Origin of the sequence: Psychroserpens ponticola (assembly GCF_023556315.2) — a bacterium.
GTDB classification, from domain to species: Bacteria; Bacteroidota; Bacteroidia; order Flavobacteriales; family Flavobacteriaceae; genus Psychroserpens; species Psychroserpens ponticola.
In genome coordinates this window covers 1,872,585-1,892,060 of the sequence record NZ_CP116221.1, presented here as the reverse complement: position 1 = coordinate 1,892,060, position 19,476 = coordinate 1,872,585, and the positions used below count along the sequence as shown (strand labels likewise).

Here is a 19,476-nt window from a genome sequence, read left to right as displayed (position 1 = left end):
AGTGTATGATTTCGTTGCGTGTTTAAGCACTAAAGTTAGCAAATAAATCACAGATAGAAAGTCCGAGAGGACTTTCGTAAGTAGGCTCTAACTAGCAATGAATTATACACATTGTTGTGCTTAGTGCTTTATTCTTTATTCAAATCGAAAGCCATTTTTATAAAATCAGATACACTTTTTCCTAAAATAGCTCTTCCTGCATCGTGAGGAAATTCCAATTTATATCGTCCGCTTGCTGAACCATTCAAAGCAAAGTCCAAACCATCAATGGTTACAATGCACCAATGGTTTTCTCTACATTCGATAATTACTTCGTCAGCGTAAAAAGGCCAATCTCCATTATATTCAGTTTTGTTTATTTTTCTCGACTTATAATTTGGGTTTATATTCCTTTGTAATTCGTCAATTACAGTTCTTTTATGTTCTTTTTTAGGTGTTTGCTTATATCTTGTAGTTTGACTTCTATAATCTTTCTTTCCGAAATCTTTATCGTATAACATACCAAAGTCAAAAACTGTTGTTGCAGATAATTGCAAACCTTTTTGTCCTAAACATTTGAAAATAAATTGTCTTGATAATGCAGAAACAAACTTCTCAAATATGATAATAATATGATTTGTTATTTTTTGATAAACTTCGTGGTTTAAATCGAAGTTCATTAGTTTTTCGTAGTCTTTTTTGTCAAGAAGTTTATTTTCAAAATCTTCCCATAATTTTCTTGCATTAATTCCAATTCGTGTATTATCAGTAATCAAATCGAAATTGTGATATCTTGCTAATTTCCCGAACTCAGAAAGAATAAAAAGAAGTTCTTTTAAATCTGAATTAGTAAGGATAAATTCATTGTCTAAATCAAATTGTGGTCTATCGAAGTTGAAGTAATAATTGTCTATTATTTCCTTTAGTAACTTTTCTAAATCGTGTCCTAAGTTTTTGAGATATCTAAAATTTGGTAGTTCTTGGTGTTTATGATAATGTCCTATACAAATGTAAGCTTTCATAAACCTTTCAAATCCTTGAGATAAAAGCTGAAAAGGAAGGAAATAAAAGTCGTTATTTAGGTTGATGTTTTGAAGTTCGCCAAAACCTAATTTAATCAGCTTGTCAGAGGTTTCAAATTCCTCTAAAAGTGCAAACTGTTTTATGTTTTCGATTTCTGGCATTCGGTTTTTTCGGCATTAAGCACAACGTGTTCGTGTATGGCTTGTTGCGTTGGCTGGAACTAAGTTAACAAAAGAAAACTAACCATTAGGAAAATCCGCAGGATTTTCCGAGTACACACAAACCAAGCAATTGGTTATACACGTTGTTGTACATAGTTTATTCCTCTTGATCTAAACTTTTAATTTTTTTATAAAAACTTCTTTTTTCTTCAATATCAATTGGTATTTTTTCTTCAAATTTCTCAGTTTGAACTGTAACTCCAGCAATTACTCCAGAAATTCCTGAAGCAACATTTAAAAATATCTCCCTTGAGCATTCCATATCATCTGATGATTTCGTTTTAAGTTTATTACATGATTTTCTAATTGAATCTGTTTCAAAACTGATGTTTTTTTCCGAATGTGCAAATTCATTTCTTATTTGTCTAAGAATATTAATGTCACTCATAATTACCTTATCAATAAGTCCAATTGAGTAAGCTAATTTAATTTTAGAAGAAAATGTTCCAACTGGACCATTAAAGGAAAAAATTTCTTTAAGGTGTTTGTTACTTCCTATCAATTTTTTTTTAAGTAAAATTTCTAACTTTTTATCTATGTAAGCTGTTGCATAAAGCGACATACCTCTATCGGATTCCTTAGTTAATTCACTTCTTAATTTTGTGAAATCTTTGAGTCTTTTTTTAAATTCATCAATCATAAAGTTAATTTACAAAGTTCTTATTTCTATAATTATGTACAACGGTTTTGTGTATGGCTTGTTGCGTTGGCAAGGACTAAGTTAGCAAAATAAACCGAACCATTAGGGAAATCCGATAGGATTTTCCGAGTAAACACAATCCAAGCAATTGGTTATACACGTTGTTGGCAACTGTAGCGACACATTAGAGTAATCACATTCAGATTAGAGTGTTGGAGCATGAGTAAGTTTTCATACATGTATGATAGATTTTTCTAATAAAAGAAAATTGTACCAAATTAGATTAAAGCTCCTCTTAAAATAAAGAATTTGAGTGATCATCTTTTTACATTTGAGTGATTATTTCCGCAAGCTTTCTCAAACTCAAATAAAAATTTTCTCAGAATAGTTTTTTAGTGAATGTGCCTTAACCTCAAAAAAAAAAATCGCGAAAAGAAAACCAGGCTTTTTTTCGCTACAATGAGTTTTAGATTTTGAGTAAGCTTTCAACTTTAAGAGTAAGAGTGGCAATAGTTCCGAAGTTGTAATTATAGTAACTCTGTATCACTTGGAGTTACAATTTCGGAGCTATTGTTACCAACGGTTTTGTGTATGATTAGTTACGGAAAAGGACGTAAGTCATTTTCCGATTTGTAGCTAATATAATTAATTATTGTGAATTTCCGATTGGAAATTCCGCAGTAATTAATTATACACGTTGTTAGCAACTGTAGTGCAGCACAAGTCATTGGTAAATCACAGAACTAGCTATATACCTCATAGCAACCGAAGAGAATGCTATAACTAACATTAGCTGATACTCCCAAGAAACCGTTGATTTGGCAAAAGAGAAAAGTCCATAATAGCATTTAGGTTGCACCACAAGAATAATAACGAACACCTTTTTTGGATTTTAGAACGATACAGAACGCTAGCGATAATTTGGCTGACTTATGAAAAAACAATTTTAAATGAACGAACATATTATCTTAAAAAGAAACTGTTTACCAATGAAGTAAGAAATTATCTTGAGAGTTTTCTAGCTATAAGTTAATAAACAAAAACAGACCATAAAAGCGTTTAGTTCTCCAAAAAATGATAAACGAAAATCTTAAATGAGAAATTAGAGATTTTTGTATTTACAATAATAGTTCAAATAGAGTAGTGCTGTCGAATTTTTGCACTATTGTTGTTAACGTGTTTGTGTATGGTTAGTTGCGTGGTTAAGCAACTAAGTTAGCAAACTTTCACGAACCAGTGAATATTCCGCAGGAATATTCACTGGTAGGGAAGAACCTAGCAATTAATTATACACGGTGTTGTAGTGCGTTTTTATTCCGCTATTATTCTTTTATTTCCGCACGAAGCACATAATTTCGCTTTTGGCGTTCTGTATGGTTTTCCGCAATTTTCACAATCAGACCCAATTTGTTCGAGTGAATGATGCATAATTGCATTCGGTTCAGTTTCTCCAAATCCAGTCAAATTATTATAGTATTCCAATAACTCTTTAAACTTTTCTTGTCTATCTGATTTTGCTACTTTAAATCCTTTAGAATATAGTTCAGACGCTATTGCAAACTCATTTTTATCCAACATTGGAATTTCCATTTTACATCTCCAGCAATATTTAATTTCCATTCTATTATTTCATTATTCCATTTTCGAAAATTGTTGTTTTGTAAAGATGCTCAAACCCTTTTTGCTTTACTCTAACTTCATCTAATGTTCTTTTTGATTTTAAGACTCCAACAAATTCAGAATATTCGTAGTCTGAAAATATTATGAAACCTCCATTTTTTGTCATTAAGGACGAAACATTAATAAATTCTAATTCCGACTTTTTTAATCTCGGAAGTAAATCTTTGTATCCAATTACAAAATGGTTTTCAGGTCGTAAATTTTCCTCAAGTCCGAATCTCGTTCTGTAAACATTGTAGATGTGTTCTTTGTCCACTTTTCGGTCACTATCAAAACTGCTGAAAAATAATTCAGAATTTTTAAGTGTAATACATTCAGATACAAGTTCAGCTTGAATATTAGTCAAGCTCAACATTTGAAATAATTTACTAAAATTCGATTGTTTACTGTTCATTTCTCAAATGCACTACAACGTGTTGTGTATGGCTTGTTGCGTTGGCGAGAACTAAGTTAGCAAAAGAAACCGAACCAGTAGGAAATTCCGCTAGGAATTTCCGAGTAAACATAAACCAAGCAATTGGTTATACACGTTGTTGGGTGTAGTATTCAAAATCACCACCATACTTATTTATGAACTTTTCTTTTGATATATATTTACCTTCTCCACGTGACGTTCCCATTCCTGTTTGAACCCAGAATAATGATTCCTTTCCAAAGTCGATGAAAACAGACCTTTCAACTTCTTCCCAGCTTTTTCGAGCCCACTTCCAGTCAAAGACTAATTTATTATTTGCGGGCAAATTATTATAAAATCTGTATAATACATCAAAGTTATCCTGATTCGAAACTTCGAAATTATCTTTAAAATCAATTCCATTTATCAACCATAACATTCTTTCACCATAGAACTTTTCTCTCTTTCTTATGACTGATTTTTGTATAGGTGAGTTTTGTAATTCTATAACAACATCACTATTTGTTAAAATATCAGCTATGTGCCTTTTTCCATCTTTCTTGATTACTATTTCAGCATTTTCCTTTCCAAATGTCAACTTCCAGTGTAAATGCCAAAAGGTCTCTGGTTCATACCAATGATCACAACTCTTGTCTTTAAGATGTGCCCAATGCCATACTTTTATTTCTCCACATTTTGAAACGACTTTCTTGCCACATAATGGACATTTTCCAAAAGTTTTTGGTATTGCTTCTGTTTTTTCATCATTTAATAATGCCCAAATCATTTACTTAGTCATATTACACCCAACGTGATTGTGTATGGTTAGTTGCGTGGTTTAGCAACTAATTTAGTAAACTTTTACGAACCTGAGAATATTCCGAAGGAATATTCCAGATGAGCACTTACAAAGCAATTAATTATACACGGTGTTCTACGCAGTTTTTATTCAGTTCGTAATAATAATTATCTCTATTCGCATTGTCTGGAAGTCCTGCAACTTGTCCATCTCCTAATTCCATTATTATCCAACCTCCATTTTTCTTTTTTGCAACATCCATTGTAAAGAAATTACTTTCTATTCTCGATGCAATTTTTTGGAAGAAATCAATATTTGGTTTTTCAGAATCATAATTTCCCTCGTCCCAATAATTGAAAATTTGAACAACTTTTTTATTTAAGAAAACAATTCTAAATTCTTTAGTTAATGGCATTTTACTTTTCGAGTGTTCAGTTAGAAACTCTAATTCTATAAACTCGCGGAAAACAATTCCCTCGTTTAAATAATCTCCTCGTAATTCAAGAAATCGATTGACTATTTCTTGAACTTTGTTTTTTTTAGATGCGTTTGGTATAAAACAAGCGTCATTCCAATTATGCTTTTCCGATTTCACATAATCTTTTACAATTATTGGCTTATTTCCAAATTCAGTTGATAACTTTAAAATACTGTTTTCGGAAATGTCTTTAGTCCAATTTGATTTTGGTGTTTCGTCAATTATTTTGTCATAAGATTCTGGTAAATAATGACAATGTTTGTATTCCTTTGGATTGTTAATCAACTGAATATTCTTTTTTAAAAGTCCATTGTAAAACTGTTCGTAAATTTTCGGTGTCATCATCCAACCACGATAAATTCCTAATTCTATTTTTTCACAAGTTTTAATGAATTTCAGAGCATTATTTATATTTCCGTCTTCTATTTCCTCAAAGCTAAATAATTCAGTTTCAAATCCGTTTTCTCTCGCAGAATTAAATTCAGATTCATAGTCAGGTTCGACTATTTTATTATCAATTACGCTGTCGTTAAATATGATTTTCATTGGTCTGTTAAATTGAGTAGAACGGTTTTGTGTATGGCTGGTTGCGTTGGCAAGAACTAAGTTAACAAAAGAAAACGAACCAATAGGAAATTCCGATAGGAATTTCCGAGTACACACAAACCAAGCAATTGGTTATACACGTTGTTGGCAACTGTAGCGACACATCTGAGTAATCACATTCAGATTAGAGTGTTGGAGCAGGAGTGAATTTTCATACATGTATGATAGATTTTTCTAATAAAAGAAAATTGTACAAAATTAGATTAAAGCTCCTCTTTAAAATAAAGAATTTGAGTGATCATCTTTTTACGTTTGAGTGATTATTTCCGTAAGCTTTCTCAAACTCAAATAAAAATTTTCTCAGAATAGTTTTTTAGTGAATGTGTTTTAACCTCAAAAAAAATCGCGAAAAGAAAACCAGGCTTTTTTTCGCCACAATGATTTTTAGATTTTGAGTAAGCTTTCAACTTTAAGAGTAAGAGTGGCAATAGTTCCGAAGTTGTAATTATAGTAACTCTGTAACACTTGGAGTTACAATTTCGGAGCTATTGTTACCAACGTGTTCGTGTATGGTTAGTTGCGTTGGCTAGAACTAAGTTAGTAAAAGAAAACGAACCAGAGGGAAATCCGTAGGATTTTCCGAGTACACACAGACCAAGCAATTGACTATACACGTTGTTGGCAATAGTACTTTTCATCGAGTTCTGTTTTTTAATAATTGCTTAAACGAAAAATTGGTTTCGTCTTTGAGTAAATTCAAAGCAATTAATCTAATCTTAATGGACTCATTCGATGCTTTAAATTTTATAGATAGCTTGTTTAATAAATTCAGAACTAAAAGTCTGTTTACAGGTTGATTATCCAAATAGAGATAACTTTTATGTATTCTCTCTTTTGCAAAGTATTTTGAAACTTCTTTTAATAACGGATTTAGTGGAATTAATAAATGACTTGCAAAAATATTTGCTTGTATTTCTAATCGTCTATTTGACATATCAGAAACGTAATATTTTAGAGATAAACTATAATCATTATCTTCTTTTTTATCAATACTATTTTCTAATAATTTTCCGTGTAAAATTAAATGACCAATTTCGTGACAAAGTGTAAATCTTAAACGGTTTTCTTCTAAATTTTTGTCAACAGTAATTTTCATTGGATTGAATTCAATTTTCCCTAAAATGTCATCAGTTAGGTTGTTGAATTCAAATTTGACAGGATATTTTGATTCAATAAATTCACATAATTTTTGAGTATCCAAACAGTAATTTTCGTGAATATCGTATCCGTAAAGTCTTTCTACAATTCCTTCGATACGTTTTTCAGTCAGATATGGAATGTTTATGTACTTTTCTTTGTGCGTGTAGGAATCAATTATTTTCAATTCAAGTAATAAATCGGCTAGGTTAGTTAAAACCTTATTATTGACTGAAGCCAAAAATGGTTCCGAATTATTATCCTCAAATTCTATTTCCTGTTTGAATTTATCTTTACGGAAATTAATCCAATCAAGTTGATTGTTTGATTGAACCTTTAAAAGTCCAATTTTCAAAGATTTAGCTATATTTATTGTTCTTTTAGCAAAGCCTTTTGTTGATACCATAATTCCTTTGGTATCGTGTTCGCCAACTTGTCTTAATTTCGATTCAAATTCTTCTATGTCATCGACAGAAACATTTTTATTCAAATCTTTACATTCAAAGACTGTCAAATGAGAATACTGTTCTGCGTTTGGTATATAAGATTCTATAGTTATATCGAATATTATGTCGCTTTTTCGTCTCTCTGATGGATAACCTTTTTTAGCGAAAATTTCACTATGATTTCTACTCAAATAGAACTCATCGTTTTCTAAAAGTTCTTTGAGTAAATCAAAAACCCTTTTTTCAAAAATGTCTCCCTTTAAAGTTGTATTCATTCAGCGTTCTTCTGTATTGTTGCCAACGTGTTCGTGTTATGGCTAGTTGCGTTGGCGAGAACTAAGTTAGCAAAAAAGAAACTAACCCTTAGGAAAATCCGTAGGATTTTCCGAGTACGCACAGACCAAGCAATTAGTTATACACGTTGTTGCCTGTAGTTTTTATTTTTTCAATCGTTTATCAAACCATTCAATTACCAATTCGTTCAATTCTGTTTTATAATCTGAAAAGTAATGGTCTGTGTTAAATTTTCTTAATTCAAAATCATAATTGATTTCAGATAGTTTTTCTGCAATTTTATCAGCTTGTTTAGGGTTTACTCTTTTGTCATTTGTTCCACACAAAATTAAAAGACTGCTATTTTTATCTAATTCGTCTGCCCAATAAATTACTGACCTTTTTTTTAATTCCGATTCTTTATTTTTCCAATAATCAGGAATACATTCGGCAAATACATTAGTTTCCATTTTTGGTCTAAAATTAACTGTGTCAAATAAGTCGGATGCTCCATTCCCAACAATAGCTGTTTTTATTTTGTCTGATTTTTGTAACGCCAAATAGGTCATCATTCCACCTCTCGACCAACCGAACATTCCAATACAATTCGAGTCGGCTTTTTCAATTTCCTTTACGGTTTCTGTTAAATTTAGCACGTCATTAATTTCAGTTCCGCCAAATTCATCCCTTTCTCGATAGTTACTACCAATAATTACATAACCTTGTTCCGCTAATTTGGAAGTGTACATAATCAAAGTTGCAACTGTTAATTGAGCAAAATCCCTATTTCCACCACGATTGAAAATTACAACTGGATATTTTCCATCTTTTTTTGGTTCAACTAATAATCCTCTAACTTTTTGGTTGTCACTTTCGTAAGTGATAAAGTAAAAATCCAATTTTTTGAGATGCTCAAAATCAGGAAATAATTTATTGTCTTGAGAAATTCTATTCCAGATTGGTGTGTTAGAAATATCAATTAAATTTTTAGAGATTAGTTTTCCGTTTTGAGCAAATCCGAAACTTACAAAAAGTAAAAAAATGATTGAAGTTAGAATTCTGTTCATTGATTGGTTAAATTACAGGCAACGTGTTCGTGTAATGGTTAGTAGCGTAAAAGTACACGCTTATTTTTCCGCAGCAACAATATAATAAAAAGTACGCAAAGATCATCGTCTTAGCCAGCAGAAGCTATTAACTATACACGTTGTTGTGCATAGTGCTTTTCACGTTCAGCTTGGTTTTCTGATGTTGTTTATTTAGTTCAAATGTGTGCGTTGGACATACTCTTTTGTAATTTTTGGTGTAGCGTTGGATGATGCGAATTGCAAATGTGTATGGATTTTTAGCGTTGGCATAAAACTAACAAATTTTCAATATTCAATTAATCCATTACGAACTTAAATCCTGCTGTGATAATACTAGAACTAAAAGATGTATCTCTATCGTACTGATAAAATTTTAAGTCAATATTTTTTAGACCTAGTTTCCAAATATGTGCCTTTGCGAAAATATCTGTATAAGACACTCCAAAACCAATTTGGTTAGCAGAATATTCGGAAAGGTCATAATCAGACGTATAAAACTCATCGGTAGATAAAGCACTTTCATAAGGTCTAAAATAATCGGCTGCTGTTTGGTTATAAAATCTATAAGATGGATACAACGTAAACTTATCAGTTATTTTAATTGGAACTTCAATACTTGCAGTATGTGAAGATATTCCCCAATCATCAAAATAATAGCGATAGAATGTTCTTACTGTAAATGTTTCATTTAAATACCAATTTAAACGACCACCAACAGCAACTTTAATTCTTGAATCTGGCAAACGCTCAATTGCATCTGCTAGTTGAAAATTATCTATAAATGAATTTGCTACATCATTAAAATACACTCTTTGAAATGGTGTAGATAATAAACCTTGTTGTTGCACAAAATCTAATGCTAACGAACCTTGTACATTCTTGTGAAGAATTTGAGAGAATCCAAAACCTAAAGAATAAGAATTACGTCCTTCATCTTTAAACTCACTAAATCTAGGATTGTAATTTGTGTTGCCTGTAATTGTGTTTTGTGTGAACAAACTATTGTTTAAACCATTACCGTTCTCTCCAAATGGTCTTAATTCAGTTGGGTAAATGGCGTTCCAAGTATCAATATAAACATTTGCATTTACACTCAATTCTGTATTCTTTTCATTAAATAATTTTGTGTAACTACCACCAACACCAGCTGAAAAATAATCGTATTCTGATGAAATAGATATTTTTGCAGACCAAATATCATTTCTGTCGTCAGAGCTATGACTATAATTTCCTGTTAAATTTACCCAAAGGTCGCTACTTGATGCACCAGAAGATGCTTGAAATGGGTCTGCTGGTCCATCATCAAAAGGTCCAACGTTACTTGAAGATGCTGATGTGTAAGCAGAAACTCCAGCATCAATGGTTAGTACATCATCATCATTTAAAGGTATTGAAACTACAAAGGTTCCTGTAATATCTGTTAATTCTTCAGTACCTATTCCGCCACTTACCGCAGCATTATCTCCATCTTGAGAATAATAACTTGTTAGAAAATCTACTTCTGTAGTTTCTAGTACACGTTTTTTATAAATTTTAGTTGAGTCTTGCGTTGTTTGCGAATAGGTTTTAACAAAAGCAAATACGCATAATATCAAAATAAATTTTTTCAACTTTCTTGTTTTATTAGTTACAGCCACAGCCTCCTCCAGTTTTCCCTCCATTTGCTCCTACAGCTGCTTCACGATATGAATGCATCGTAGAAACATTTCGGTCACATTTCTTATCTGCCAATGCCATATCTGGGTCATTTATATTTACTTTTTCGTATTCTTTAACCACAACACAACTACTAAAGCAAGTAGATATTAATGCAACGCATATAAATTTTTTAATCATAATTTATCTATTTCTATATTCTTTGATTTCGTAATATTTCCTCTATCATCGATGATTATACATTCTATTTTTGGTAATTGATTAATGCGGTCTAAACCAGCTTCTTTTCCCATAACAAATACTGAAGTTGCTAGTGCATCTGCCAATTCTGCTTTAGGTGCAAAAACGGTTACACTTATAATTCCAGTAGAAGGATATCCAGTTCTTGGGTCTATAATATGTGCGTATCGTTTGCCATTAAAGTTTACATATTTTTCATAATTTCCAGAAGTAACTACAGCTCCATTCGTAATAGGTAGTAATGCAAAGACTTTATTTTTATCCATTGGGTTTGTAATCGCAACTTTCCATTCATCTCCATTGGGTTGTTTTCCCCAAGTATTCATATCTCCAGAAGCATTAATAATTCCAGAAGGTACACCTTTTGAAATAAGAAGCGATTTTGCTTTATCAGCTGCATATCCTTTTCCAATAGCGCCAAAACCAATTTTCATTCCTTCTAATTTAAGAAAAACAGTGCTATCCATTTTATCTAAAACAATGTTTTGATAGCCAACTTTTTCTACAGAAGAAATTATTTCCTCTTTTGAAGGCATTTTAGTCATACTTCCGTCAAACTTCCAAATTTTGTCCATTGAAGCATAGCTAATGTCAAAAGCACCATCGGTCAATTTTGAAATACCTATTGCTCTTTCAATTAAATCAAACAATTCTTTGTCAACTTTCACAGGTTTAATTCCTGCATTGCGATTAATTTCGGATGTTTGAGAAGTATTATCCCAAGATGAAATTAAATTTTCAATTCTTGATATTTCTGCAACAGCAGTATCGATATATATGTTTGCTTGTATAGAATCGTTTGCTACAACAGTAATGTCAAATCGACTACCCATTAATTTGAGTGTTCTCTTATATGGTTGTTGTGCTGTACAACCCATTGTTGAGAATAAAAATAATAAAGTGATTAGATGTTTCAAATTACTTTGTAAAAGCGTTTAATTCTTTAATATAATTTTCTGGTGTAGTCTTTTTATAACTACTTTTTCCTAACACTTGGCCATTAGAGTCAAGTACTACAACAAAAGGAAAAAAACCTTGTTTATTGTATTTTTCTGCAAGTAATGCATTCGCTTTTGTTTGTTTTTCTGACAATGTGTTTTTCTTTCTTCTAGGAAAATCTGCCTTTAGCATAACATAATTATCTTTTGCATACTTTTTAAAAGTGTCTGTGCTCCAAATTTCTCTGTCAAGTTTGATACAAGGTGCACACCAATCTGAACCTTGAAATACTAATATTATGGGTTTACTTTCTTTTGATGCAATTTCTTTTGCATCGTTAATATTTGTTTGCCATTCCTGAGCCATTGTTGCGCTTACGCTTACAAACATTACTATTAATACCACAACTATTCTTTTCATTTTTGCTTTTAATTAATATTCATAAATTTATAGTCAACAATTAGACCAATACCTATCAACGAATGTATTGTTTTTTTGTTATATGAATTGCTTATTTTTTTTGGTTTAATGTTAGAGTCAATTCGAGCATTGGCAAGAAACAGCTCTTTTGGTTTTTTCAGCGTTGGATTGTGTGTCGGCAAAAAAACAAATGTGCTGTTTGTGCGTTGGCTTTTTTAGTTCAAATGTTCAGTTTTAGCACGATTTCCGCATTATGCACAACGGTTTTGTGTATGGTTAGTTGCGTGTTTAAGCAACTAATTTAGTAAACAAAAACGAACGCGAGAAAATTCCGAAGGAATTTTCCAAATAAGCACTTGCCAAAGCAATTAATTATACACGTTGTTGTAGCCAGTGCTTTATTTTTTATAGTAATAACTTCGTGTCAAATTATAACCAACTGTCTTATTGTTTTCTTTTCCCCATTTTGCTAAATCAGTATGTCCTGAATTTTTCCATTCGACATAATTTTCTATAATTTCCAAATCTTCATTCAATTCCTTCGTCCAATATTCTTTTCGGTTGTTATCAGTCAGTTTGGAAATTTGTTCCTCAATCTTTTCAGCAAGTTTTAAGTCCTCTGAAGGGTTTCCAATATAGCCTTCTGGTAAGTGATGAATAGAGTAATAAATGTTGTAAGTCCACCAACTTAAAATCGTTTCTCTCGCTAAATCATCTTCAGGATTTAATTCGATTGCCCTAAATAAATGCTCTTCACTTTTGTAATATTTCCCGAACCAGCGAAATGGTCTATTATCAATTATTTCAATTTCACACCATTCTTCTAATGTCGGTTTTATTAGTTTATCACTCAAAGGTTGTGGGAATGGACCATAATCCGCGTCTTGAATATTCTCAAAAAATGGAAATAAGAATTTAGCAAAATCAATCTTCTGGTCAAGTGTCCAATTTTTAGTTGATTTTAGAAATTCCGCAAGTTTTTTGAATGCTTGTTTTCTTAAACCATTCTCTCTATCAATACAATAATCGGCATAATCTTTCCATTCGGAATTTTCCGAGGCTGCTTTTGCAACAGTTAATAAAGCGATATTTTGGTCTTTAGCAATCATTTTCTCGCATTGGCTACAACGTGTTTGTGTTATGGCTAGTTGCGTTGGCAGGAACTAAGTTAATAAAAGAAACCGAACCTGTGGAAAATTCCGCAGGAATTTTCCGAGTAAACACTGACTAGCAATTAGTTATACACGTTGTTACCTGCTGGCTTTTATATTTTCTTTTCCGAATTCGTTGTCAAAATTCCTAACTCTTTTATTGGGATGCTCATATTCAGCGTTCAAAAGTAGGTCTCTCCAATCTGTTCGTGCGAGTTCTATCATTTTTTTTAGATGAACAATATCCTTATTTCCTGTGTATATTAATGCTCGTAAAATTCTATTGCTCCGAAAATCTTTGTTAGAGATTAATGCCTTTTGAATACACCAAATTGCTTCTCCGTAGTTTTTTCTATAATCAGATTTAAGTCTATTTTTTATGTCAGTTGGATATAAATTCAGATTTATAGTTTTTTGGTCAATATCATCTTCGCATTTTAAATCAGCATTTATAATCTCAATTATTTTTCCGAAACCAATAGTCCGACTTCCTTCGCAAAACTTGAATTCCATATTTTTATAAAGTCTCTTTGAAAAATATTCTGTACCAATAATGGCTATTTCTGCTTTTACTTTTGTTCCTAATTCTACAGTTTTTTGTCCAATATATGTCTGTTGTCCAGAAGTTAAATAATCTGGATAATTGTCAAATTCAATATGAGGACGATAACCAGAATGTGCAGGATTATTTCGTCCACCTTGTTCGGTAGTTAAAAATTCTAATTCAGCTATGAAGTCAGTTTGTTTCACAATGTTTTCAGCTTGCAGGTAACGGTTTTGTGTATGGTTAGTTGCGTGTTTCAGCAACTAATTTAGTAAACAAAAACGAACGCGAGAAAATTCCGAAGGAATTTTCCAAATAAGCAACGACCAAAGCAATTAATTATACACGTTGTTGTAAGTAGTGCTTTTTTCGTTCACTTACTTAATTTCAATATTCGAAATGCTCCTTGAATTACCAACGCAAAAACTATTGTTCCGATAATCAAATCAGGTTTACTCGAACTCAAATAATTTACTAAAATTCCAGCAATTATTACTCCTAAATTTATAATAACGTCATTCGAGGTGAAAATCATACTTGCTTTCATATGTGCTTCTTCTTTGCTCTTTGACTTTTGCAAAATGTAAAGACAAATTCCATTTGCGATAAGTGCAAAAATCGAAACGATAATCATTGTTGAAAAATCGGGAAGTTTCTCGTCTCCGAAAAATCTCCTTAAAACTTCTACAAATCCAATAATCGCGAGTGTTATTTGAAAATATCCAGCAAGTTTAGCAATCCGCTTTTTCTTTATTATTGTTCCGCCAACCGCAAACAAACTAATTCCGTACACAAAACTGTCCGCAAGCATATCCAAACTGTCGGCAACAAGTCCCATAGATTTTGAGATAATTCCTGTTGTCATTTCAATTATGAAAAAAGCAAAATTGATTGCAAGTACAGACCAAAGTAGCTTTTTTTGGTTTTCGTTTTCTTTAAATTCCGTTTGGTCGGTTTGTTCCGTTGAGATTTTTTTTCCGCCTAAATTCAGTTCGATAACTGACTTTTCGATTTGGTCAATTTCTCCGCTGTGAAAAACGGTCAATTTCCGATTCGGAATATCAAAGTCCAAATTCGCAATACTTGAAATTCCGTCCAATTTCATTCGGATTAGATTTTCCTCTGAAGGACAATCCATTTTGGTAATTTCAAACATTGTTTTATTCACTCGTTTTCTGGGTTTTTCGGCATTACTTACAACGGTTTTGTGTATGGTTAGTTGCGTGGTTAAGCAACTAAGTTAGCAAACTTTAACGAACCCGTGAAAATTCCGCAGGAATTTTCGCAAGTATGGAAGAACCTAGCAATTAATTATACACGGTGTTGTGCACAGGTTTTTTCATTCAGTTTCTTTTCGGAAATACGTTTTATATTTTTTATCAGTCCAAAATGCTTTTACTTTTCTCAAATCAAGAGTTCCATTTTCGTTAATCCGATAAAGTTTGTTCCTTTTCCAATAGAGTTTATTTGGTGGTTTAACTCTATTTTGTCCACCACTTGATAATGATGACATTATAAATTCATTTAATTCAATTCGGTTAATTTTAAGGTCAGCGGAAAGTACTAATGAATCTTTAATTTTATTTCCATTTAAATCTCGAACTTGCAAAGAGTCCGAAACTAACTCGGATTTGAAATAAATAGTGTCATTTGACACTTCCCATTTTCCAGTTGTCCAACTTGACGAAAGGTCAAATCTGTAATTATGGACAAAAGTTGAGTCCGATTTCAATTCAATACTTTCCGAAAATCGGTCATTATAAATTCCGACATATTTGTCTTGTCCAAAAGTCAAATTGGATATCAGTAAAATCAGGATTAATTCGGTTAGTCTCATTTTTGGTCAACTTGTGCACAACGTGTTTGTGTATGGCTAGTTGCGTTGGCAAGAACTAAGTTAGCAAAATAAGCCGAACCTGTAGGAAATTCCGATAGGAATTTCCGAGTACACACAAACTAAGCAATTGGTTATACACGTTGTTGTATGCTGTTTTATAAAGCAGAATACTTTGTGTAATTCATAACATAAGTTCTATTTCCTTTTTCTTGAATTGCATAATAGTAGTTTAGAAAACATACTTTTTTTATTAATTGTAAATTTTCAATATTAATAGCAATTGCATATTTTTTTAGAATATAAGCATTAGGATATTCTGGTGTCATTAATTGGAAATTTTTCATGTTATTTTCTATTCCTAAAGTTATGTAACCCTTATTTCCAATTTTCGAAAAATCAAAATCTTTTATTAAAATGGTCTCTTTTTTTAATTTAATTAGAATTGAACAGGTATCTGTAACCTTAGGAATGAGGATTTTGTTCTCATTGATTTCACATTTTAGGGTATCCTTGTCTGATATAATATATATATTGACTTTTTTTGGTTTTACTATTCGTCCATTTTTATAAAATTTAAATTCGTGACTATCTTTTAAAGATTGTGCAGAACAAAACAGACTAGTAGATAATAGAATTAATAAGAATAATTTCATACTGGATTTGGTTTCGATTTAATTGCATACAACGTGTTTGTGTATGGCTTGTTGCGTTGGTAGGAACTAAGTTAACAAAATAAAACGAACCGTTAGGAAAATCCGATAGGATTTTCCGAGTACACACAAACTAGCAATTGGTTATACACGTTGTTGTGTGTAGTTTTTTTATTCTAACCTCTTTTTAATATCCATTCTCTGATTTAGAATTCTTACGATTTCAACAATTTCATTGTCAACTTTTCTATAGAAAATAAGATGAGATTTTATTTTAGTAAATCTATAGTTTTTTCGAGTTTGTTCTGCAGATTTTCCAATTAAATAATTGTCTGTAATAAATTCAATTTCTCCAATTATTAAGTTGTAATATCTATCAGCTTGTTCTTTAGACCACTTATGAAAAGTATAAAGCCATATATTATTTAAATCATCTATCGCTTGTTGACTTATTCGATATTTATTTTTACTCATAAGTGTTTGCGATGTAATTCATTCAGGTTTTGTTTAGGATCAAAATTTTCAATAAATCCACTTTTTTCTCCAACTTTTAGAGCTTTAATTAATTCTCTTTCTTTTTTTTCTTCACTTTCTAATAGTCTTAGAGCAGAACGAATTACTTCACTAACAGAACCATATCTGCCAGACTTTACTTCGTCTTTGATGAAATCCTCAAAGTGATTTCCGAGTGATATTGATGTGTTTTTTCCCATTTTGAAATACATTTATTCAAATATACCAAATCTTGGTAACGTAGGCAAATTCTCAAATTACACACAACGGTTTTGTGTATGATTAGTGGCGTGTTTAAGCACCTAATTTAGCAAATAAAAACCGAATAGAAAATCCGCGAGGATTTTCGTAAGTAGGCGAGAACTAGCCATTAATTATACACGTTGTTGCCCACAGTTTTTATCCTTTGCTTAAAACTCTTTTCGTTTGTCGAACTAAATTCACATATAATTCTTCTCTTTCATTTTCGTCCATTTTACTTATTGGTCTGCTTGGTGGATTTATTGCTTGAAATTTATTCAAATCATCGAATTCCTCAAATAAGCAAGGTTTCAAAATGACGGTTAAAATTACAGCACCATCTTTTTCAGCACTTTCTAATAAAGGTGGCAATTCGTCTGTTGCAATAAATTCTGAACCTAAAAAATCTGTACTAACGAGAAGTATCGCAACTTTGGTTTCCGCTATTGCTCTTTTAATTTCCTCTTTCCATTTTTGTCCAGGCAGAATTTTACTATCATCCCAGAAATCTATGTCATTTTTGAAAGGTTTAAAATGTCGTTGAATATCATTTAAATAGTCTTTGTCTAAATGACTGTAACTAATGAAAACCTTGTTCCTTTCCAATTTTGTTTCTTGCTGATATTTTTGGTGTACAACTTTTGGTAAAATTCCCAATTCCTGATTTACATAAAATAAAGTCTTTTCCGCTACAATCTCGTATTGACATTCAGGACTCGGATTTCCAGCGTGCGAATTATCACGGTGTTTTTGTAAGTCCTCCGCAATTGTTTTTTGAATTTCATCTAAAAAAATTGCTTTGTACTCGTCAGAATAAAAATCATATAATTTGTGTTTTAAATCCTGCAATTTTACCGATGTTTCTGTATAAGGATTTGCAAGACTGCTATTTTTACAAAATTCCCTTGCCTCGTCTCTAATTATTTTTTCGTTATTCATTTAATCGGTTTTTTCTTTGGATTTCGGATGTTTTTTCAAATTGTGGGCAACGGTCTTGTGTATGGTTAGTTGCGTGTTTAAGCAACTAATTTAGTAAACAAAAACGTGCCAGAGAAAATTCTGAAGGAATTTTCCAAGTAGGTAATTGCCAAAGCAATTAATTATACACGTTGTTGTAAACAGTTTTTATTCACAATTCAGATTTAGTCTTTGTCGGACATTTTCATTTCCTAATTCCAAAGATTTCTTCCAATTCTCACAAGCTTTTTCATTATCTAAATTCAGTTTATAAGCATTTCCCAAATTCGCATAAACAATTGGGTAATCTGGGTTAATTCGGATTGACTCTTTGTAATCAGAAATTGCTTTTTCATTTTCTCCCATTTTCATATAGATAAGTCCACGATTCATATGAGCTTCGTTGTCATTTGGATTTAGTTCTAAAGATTTTGAGTAATCAGAAATTGTCTGCTTTTCCTTTCCGCCTAATAAATGTTGTGCATAAGCTCTATTGTAATATGCGTCTGCATCTTCAGAGTTAACTTCGATTGCTTTTGTAAAATATTCTATTGCCTTTTCCTGATTTCCTTGTCTTGCTTGGTAAATTCCGAGATTATAATAATCAGCTCCATTACAGCTAAAAAGCATAAAAGCAAAAATCAAAAAGCCATATTTAACTGCTCTTTTCATTCTTTCGATTTTTCTTAACCTCTTTTTTAATTGAACTTTTTCGAGCCCATTCGCTTAATTCAGAATTTGGGTCTTGAGCTTGTTCGTCAAGTTCAGTTTTAGTTAAACCTTTAAAATTTTTCTTTGTTATATGAATGCTTTTCGACATTTCTTAAATTGTTTACAACGGTTTTGTGTATGGTTAGTTGCGTTGGCTAGAACTAAGTTAGCAAAAAGAAACGAACCAGTAGGAAAATCCGATAGGATTTTCCGAGTACACACAGACCAAGCAATTAATTATACACGTTGTTGTGCGTAGTTTTTTATTTATCCGTTTTTATTAAATCCAAATAATAATGATATTCCTTTTTTAATTTTTTTTGTTCAGAATGAATTTTGTCTTTATTAATCTTTTTGGATTGCCTCTCATTTTTTTTGTATTCTTTTCGGTCAGTTGAAATAACCGTAAATCTTCGTTTATGTTTGTCTTCTATTAAACCAAAAAGATGATTATAAATTTTTTTTAAATATGCTTTAGATTCTTTTTTTGTTTTATCAATCTCTATTACTTTTTTAAATAAGGAATCAATATTCTTTAGAGGATCATTATAAAAGATAAATTTATTTTTGTTTTTAATCAGTAAATAAGAATTCCAGTGATAATGATAATAAATCCAGTATATACCATTTGTGAGGTTATCATCAACTTTATTCTCGACATCAATTAAATCTGTTATATAAATTTCTTCAATGTTAACGTCTGAAGAGAATATTTGTTTTTCATTTAATATACTAATCACCTTTGAATGTACATTTTTAAAATCAGAAACTTCAAATGCGCTTTGACAATAAAATATATTTGGAATTATTAAAATGATTAATAATAGTTTTCTATTCATCTTTTCTACAACGTT

23 protein-coding genes are annotated in these 19,476 nt (G+C 31.3%); all 23 read right to left on the bottom strand.

What is annotated here, in order from left to right; all coding sequences use genetic code 11:
• Positions 1-128 precede the first annotated feature (128 nt).
• Complete coding sequence (locus tag MUN68_RS08420; protein WP_249997572.1) at positions 129-1,163, bottom strand: hypothetical protein; 1,035 nt, start codon at positions 1,161-1,163, stop codon at positions 129-131.
• A gap of 157 nt (positions 1,164-1,320) precedes the next feature.
• Positions 1,321-1,863 (bottom strand): MltR family transcriptional regulator, encoded by a 543-nt coding sequence (locus MUN68_RS08415; RefSeq protein ID WP_249997574.1) that lies wholly within the window; start codon positions 1,861-1,863, stop codon positions 1,321-1,323.
• Between the two features lie 1,311 nt (positions 1,864-3,174).
• Positions 3,175-3,441, bottom strand: a complete 267-nt coding sequence (locus tag MUN68_RS08410; RefSeq protein WP_249997365.1) for a hypothetical protein — start codon at positions 3,439-3,441, stop codon at positions 3,175-3,177.
• A 46-nt stretch (positions 3,442-3,487) separates the two neighbouring features.
• On the bottom strand, positions 3,488-3,889 hold the full coding sequence (locus tag MUN68_RS08405; protein ID WP_249997364.1) for a hypothetical protein: 402 nt from the start codon (positions 3,887-3,889) through the stop codon (positions 3,488-3,490).
• 175 nt (positions 3,890-4,064) lie between these two features.
• A complete protein-coding gene (locus MUN68_RS08400) occupies positions 4,065-4,724 on the bottom strand; it encodes a competence protein CoiA (RefSeq protein ID WP_249997363.1) in 660 nt (219 codons plus the stop codon).
• Positions 4,725-4,857: 133 nt separating this feature from the next.
• Positions 4,858-5,760, bottom strand: a complete 903-nt coding sequence (locus tag MUN68_RS08395) for an ATP-grasp domain-containing protein (RefSeq protein ID WP_249997362.1) — start codon at positions 5,758-5,760, stop codon at positions 4,858-4,860.
• Positions 5,761-6,454: 694 nt separating this feature from the next.
• A complete protein-coding gene (locus MUN68_RS08390) occupies positions 6,455-7,678 on the bottom strand; it encodes an ImmA/IrrE family metallo-endopeptidase (RefSeq protein WP_249997361.1) in 1,224 nt (407 codons plus the stop codon).
• A gap of 162 nt (positions 7,679-7,840) precedes the next feature.
• Positions 7,841-8,743 carry an alpha/beta hydrolase family protein gene (locus MUN68_RS08385; protein WP_249997360.1) on the bottom strand — a complete coding sequence of 301 codons (903 nt, stop codon included), beginning with the start codon at positions 8,741-8,743 and terminating at the stop codon, positions 7,841-7,843.
• A 317-nt stretch (positions 8,744-9,060) separates the two neighbouring features.
• Complete coding sequence (locus MUN68_RS08380; protein ID WP_249997359.1) at positions 9,061-10,425, bottom strand: DUF3570 domain-containing protein; 1,365 nt, start codon at positions 10,423-10,425, stop codon at positions 9,061-9,063.
• The gene (locus MUN68_RS08375; RefSeq protein WP_249997358.1) at positions 10,388-10,600 is read right to left on the bottom strand and encodes a DUF4266 domain-containing protein; all 213 of its coding nucleotides are present in this window, start codon (positions 10,598-10,600) and stop codon (positions 10,388-10,390) included. The genes MUN68_RS08380 and MUN68_RS08375 overlap by 38 nt, the downstream gene beginning before the upstream one ends.
• Positions 10,597-11,538, bottom strand: a complete 942-nt coding sequence (locus MUN68_RS08370) for an FAD:protein FMN transferase (protein ID WP_249997366.1) — start codon at positions 11,536-11,538, stop codon at positions 10,597-10,599. Before MUN68_RS08370 ends, MUN68_RS08375 begins: the two co-directional genes overlap by 4 nt.
• Positions 11,539-11,578: 40 nt before the next feature.
• Positions 11,579-12,019, bottom strand: coding sequence for a thioredoxin family protein (locus MUN68_RS08365; RefSeq protein WP_249997357.1), 441 nt, complete (start codon positions 12,017-12,019; stop codon positions 11,579-11,581).
• A gap of 398 nt (positions 12,020-12,417) precedes the next feature.
• Complete coding sequence (locus MUN68_RS08360) at positions 12,418-13,128, bottom strand: hypothetical protein (RefSeq protein WP_249997356.1); 711 nt, start codon at positions 13,126-13,128, stop codon at positions 12,418-12,420.
• 141 nt (positions 13,129-13,269) lie between these two features.
• Positions 13,270-13,920, bottom strand: coding sequence for an elongation factor Tu (locus MUN68_RS08355; protein ID WP_272792442.1), 651 nt, complete (start codon positions 13,918-13,920; stop codon positions 13,270-13,272).
• 167 nt (positions 13,921-14,087) lie between these two features.
• Positions 14,088-14,882: a cation transporter gene (locus tag MUN68_RS08350; RefSeq protein ID WP_272792441.1), complete on the bottom strand. Its 795-nt coding sequence runs from the start codon at positions 14,880-14,882 to the stop codon at positions 14,088-14,090.
• Positions 14,883-15,053: 171 nt separating this feature from the next.
• Positions 15,054-15,551, bottom strand: coding sequence for a hypothetical protein (locus tag MUN68_RS08345; protein ID WP_272792440.1), 498 nt, complete (start codon positions 15,549-15,551; stop codon positions 15,054-15,056).
• 155 nt (positions 15,552-15,706) lie between these two features.
• On the bottom strand, positions 15,707-16,204 hold the full coding sequence (locus MUN68_RS08340) for a hypothetical protein (RefSeq protein WP_272792439.1): 498 nt from the start codon (positions 16,202-16,204) through the stop codon (positions 15,707-15,709).
• 168 nt (positions 16,205-16,372) lie between these two features.
• Positions 16,373-16,675, bottom strand: coding sequence for a type II toxin-antitoxin system RelE/ParE family toxin (locus MUN68_RS08335; protein WP_272792438.1), 303 nt, complete (start codon positions 16,673-16,675; stop codon positions 16,373-16,375).
• Positions 16,672-16,914 (bottom strand): type II toxin-antitoxin system ParD family antitoxin, encoded by a 243-nt coding sequence (locus tag MUN68_RS08330; protein ID WP_249997552.1) that lies wholly within the window; start codon positions 16,912-16,914, stop codon positions 16,672-16,674. Before MUN68_RS08330 ends, MUN68_RS08335 begins: the two co-directional genes overlap by 4 nt.
• A gap of 199 nt (positions 16,915-17,113) precedes the next feature.
• Positions 17,114-17,893, bottom strand: a complete 780-nt coding sequence (locus tag MUN68_RS08325; protein ID WP_249997553.1) for a toll/interleukin-1 receptor domain-containing protein — start codon at positions 17,891-17,893, stop codon at positions 17,114-17,116.
• Positions 17,894-18,079: 186 nt separating this feature from the next.
• Entirely contained in the window at positions 18,080-18,583 is a 504-nt protein-coding gene (locus MUN68_RS08320; RefSeq protein ID WP_249997555.1) for a tetratricopeptide repeat protein, read from the bottom strand.
• Positions 18,567-18,731, bottom strand: a complete 165-nt coding sequence (locus tag MUN68_RS08315) for a hypothetical protein (RefSeq protein ID WP_249997557.1) — start codon at positions 18,729-18,731, stop codon at positions 18,567-18,569. The genes MUN68_RS08320 and MUN68_RS08315 overlap by 17 nt, the downstream gene beginning before the upstream one ends.
• A gap of 154 nt (positions 18,732-18,885) precedes the next feature.
• Positions 18,886-19,461, bottom strand: a complete 576-nt coding sequence (locus MUN68_RS08310) for a hypothetical protein (RefSeq protein ID WP_272792437.1) — start codon at positions 19,459-19,461, stop codon at positions 18,886-18,888.
• Between the last annotated feature and the right edge of the window lie 15 nt (positions 19,462-19,476).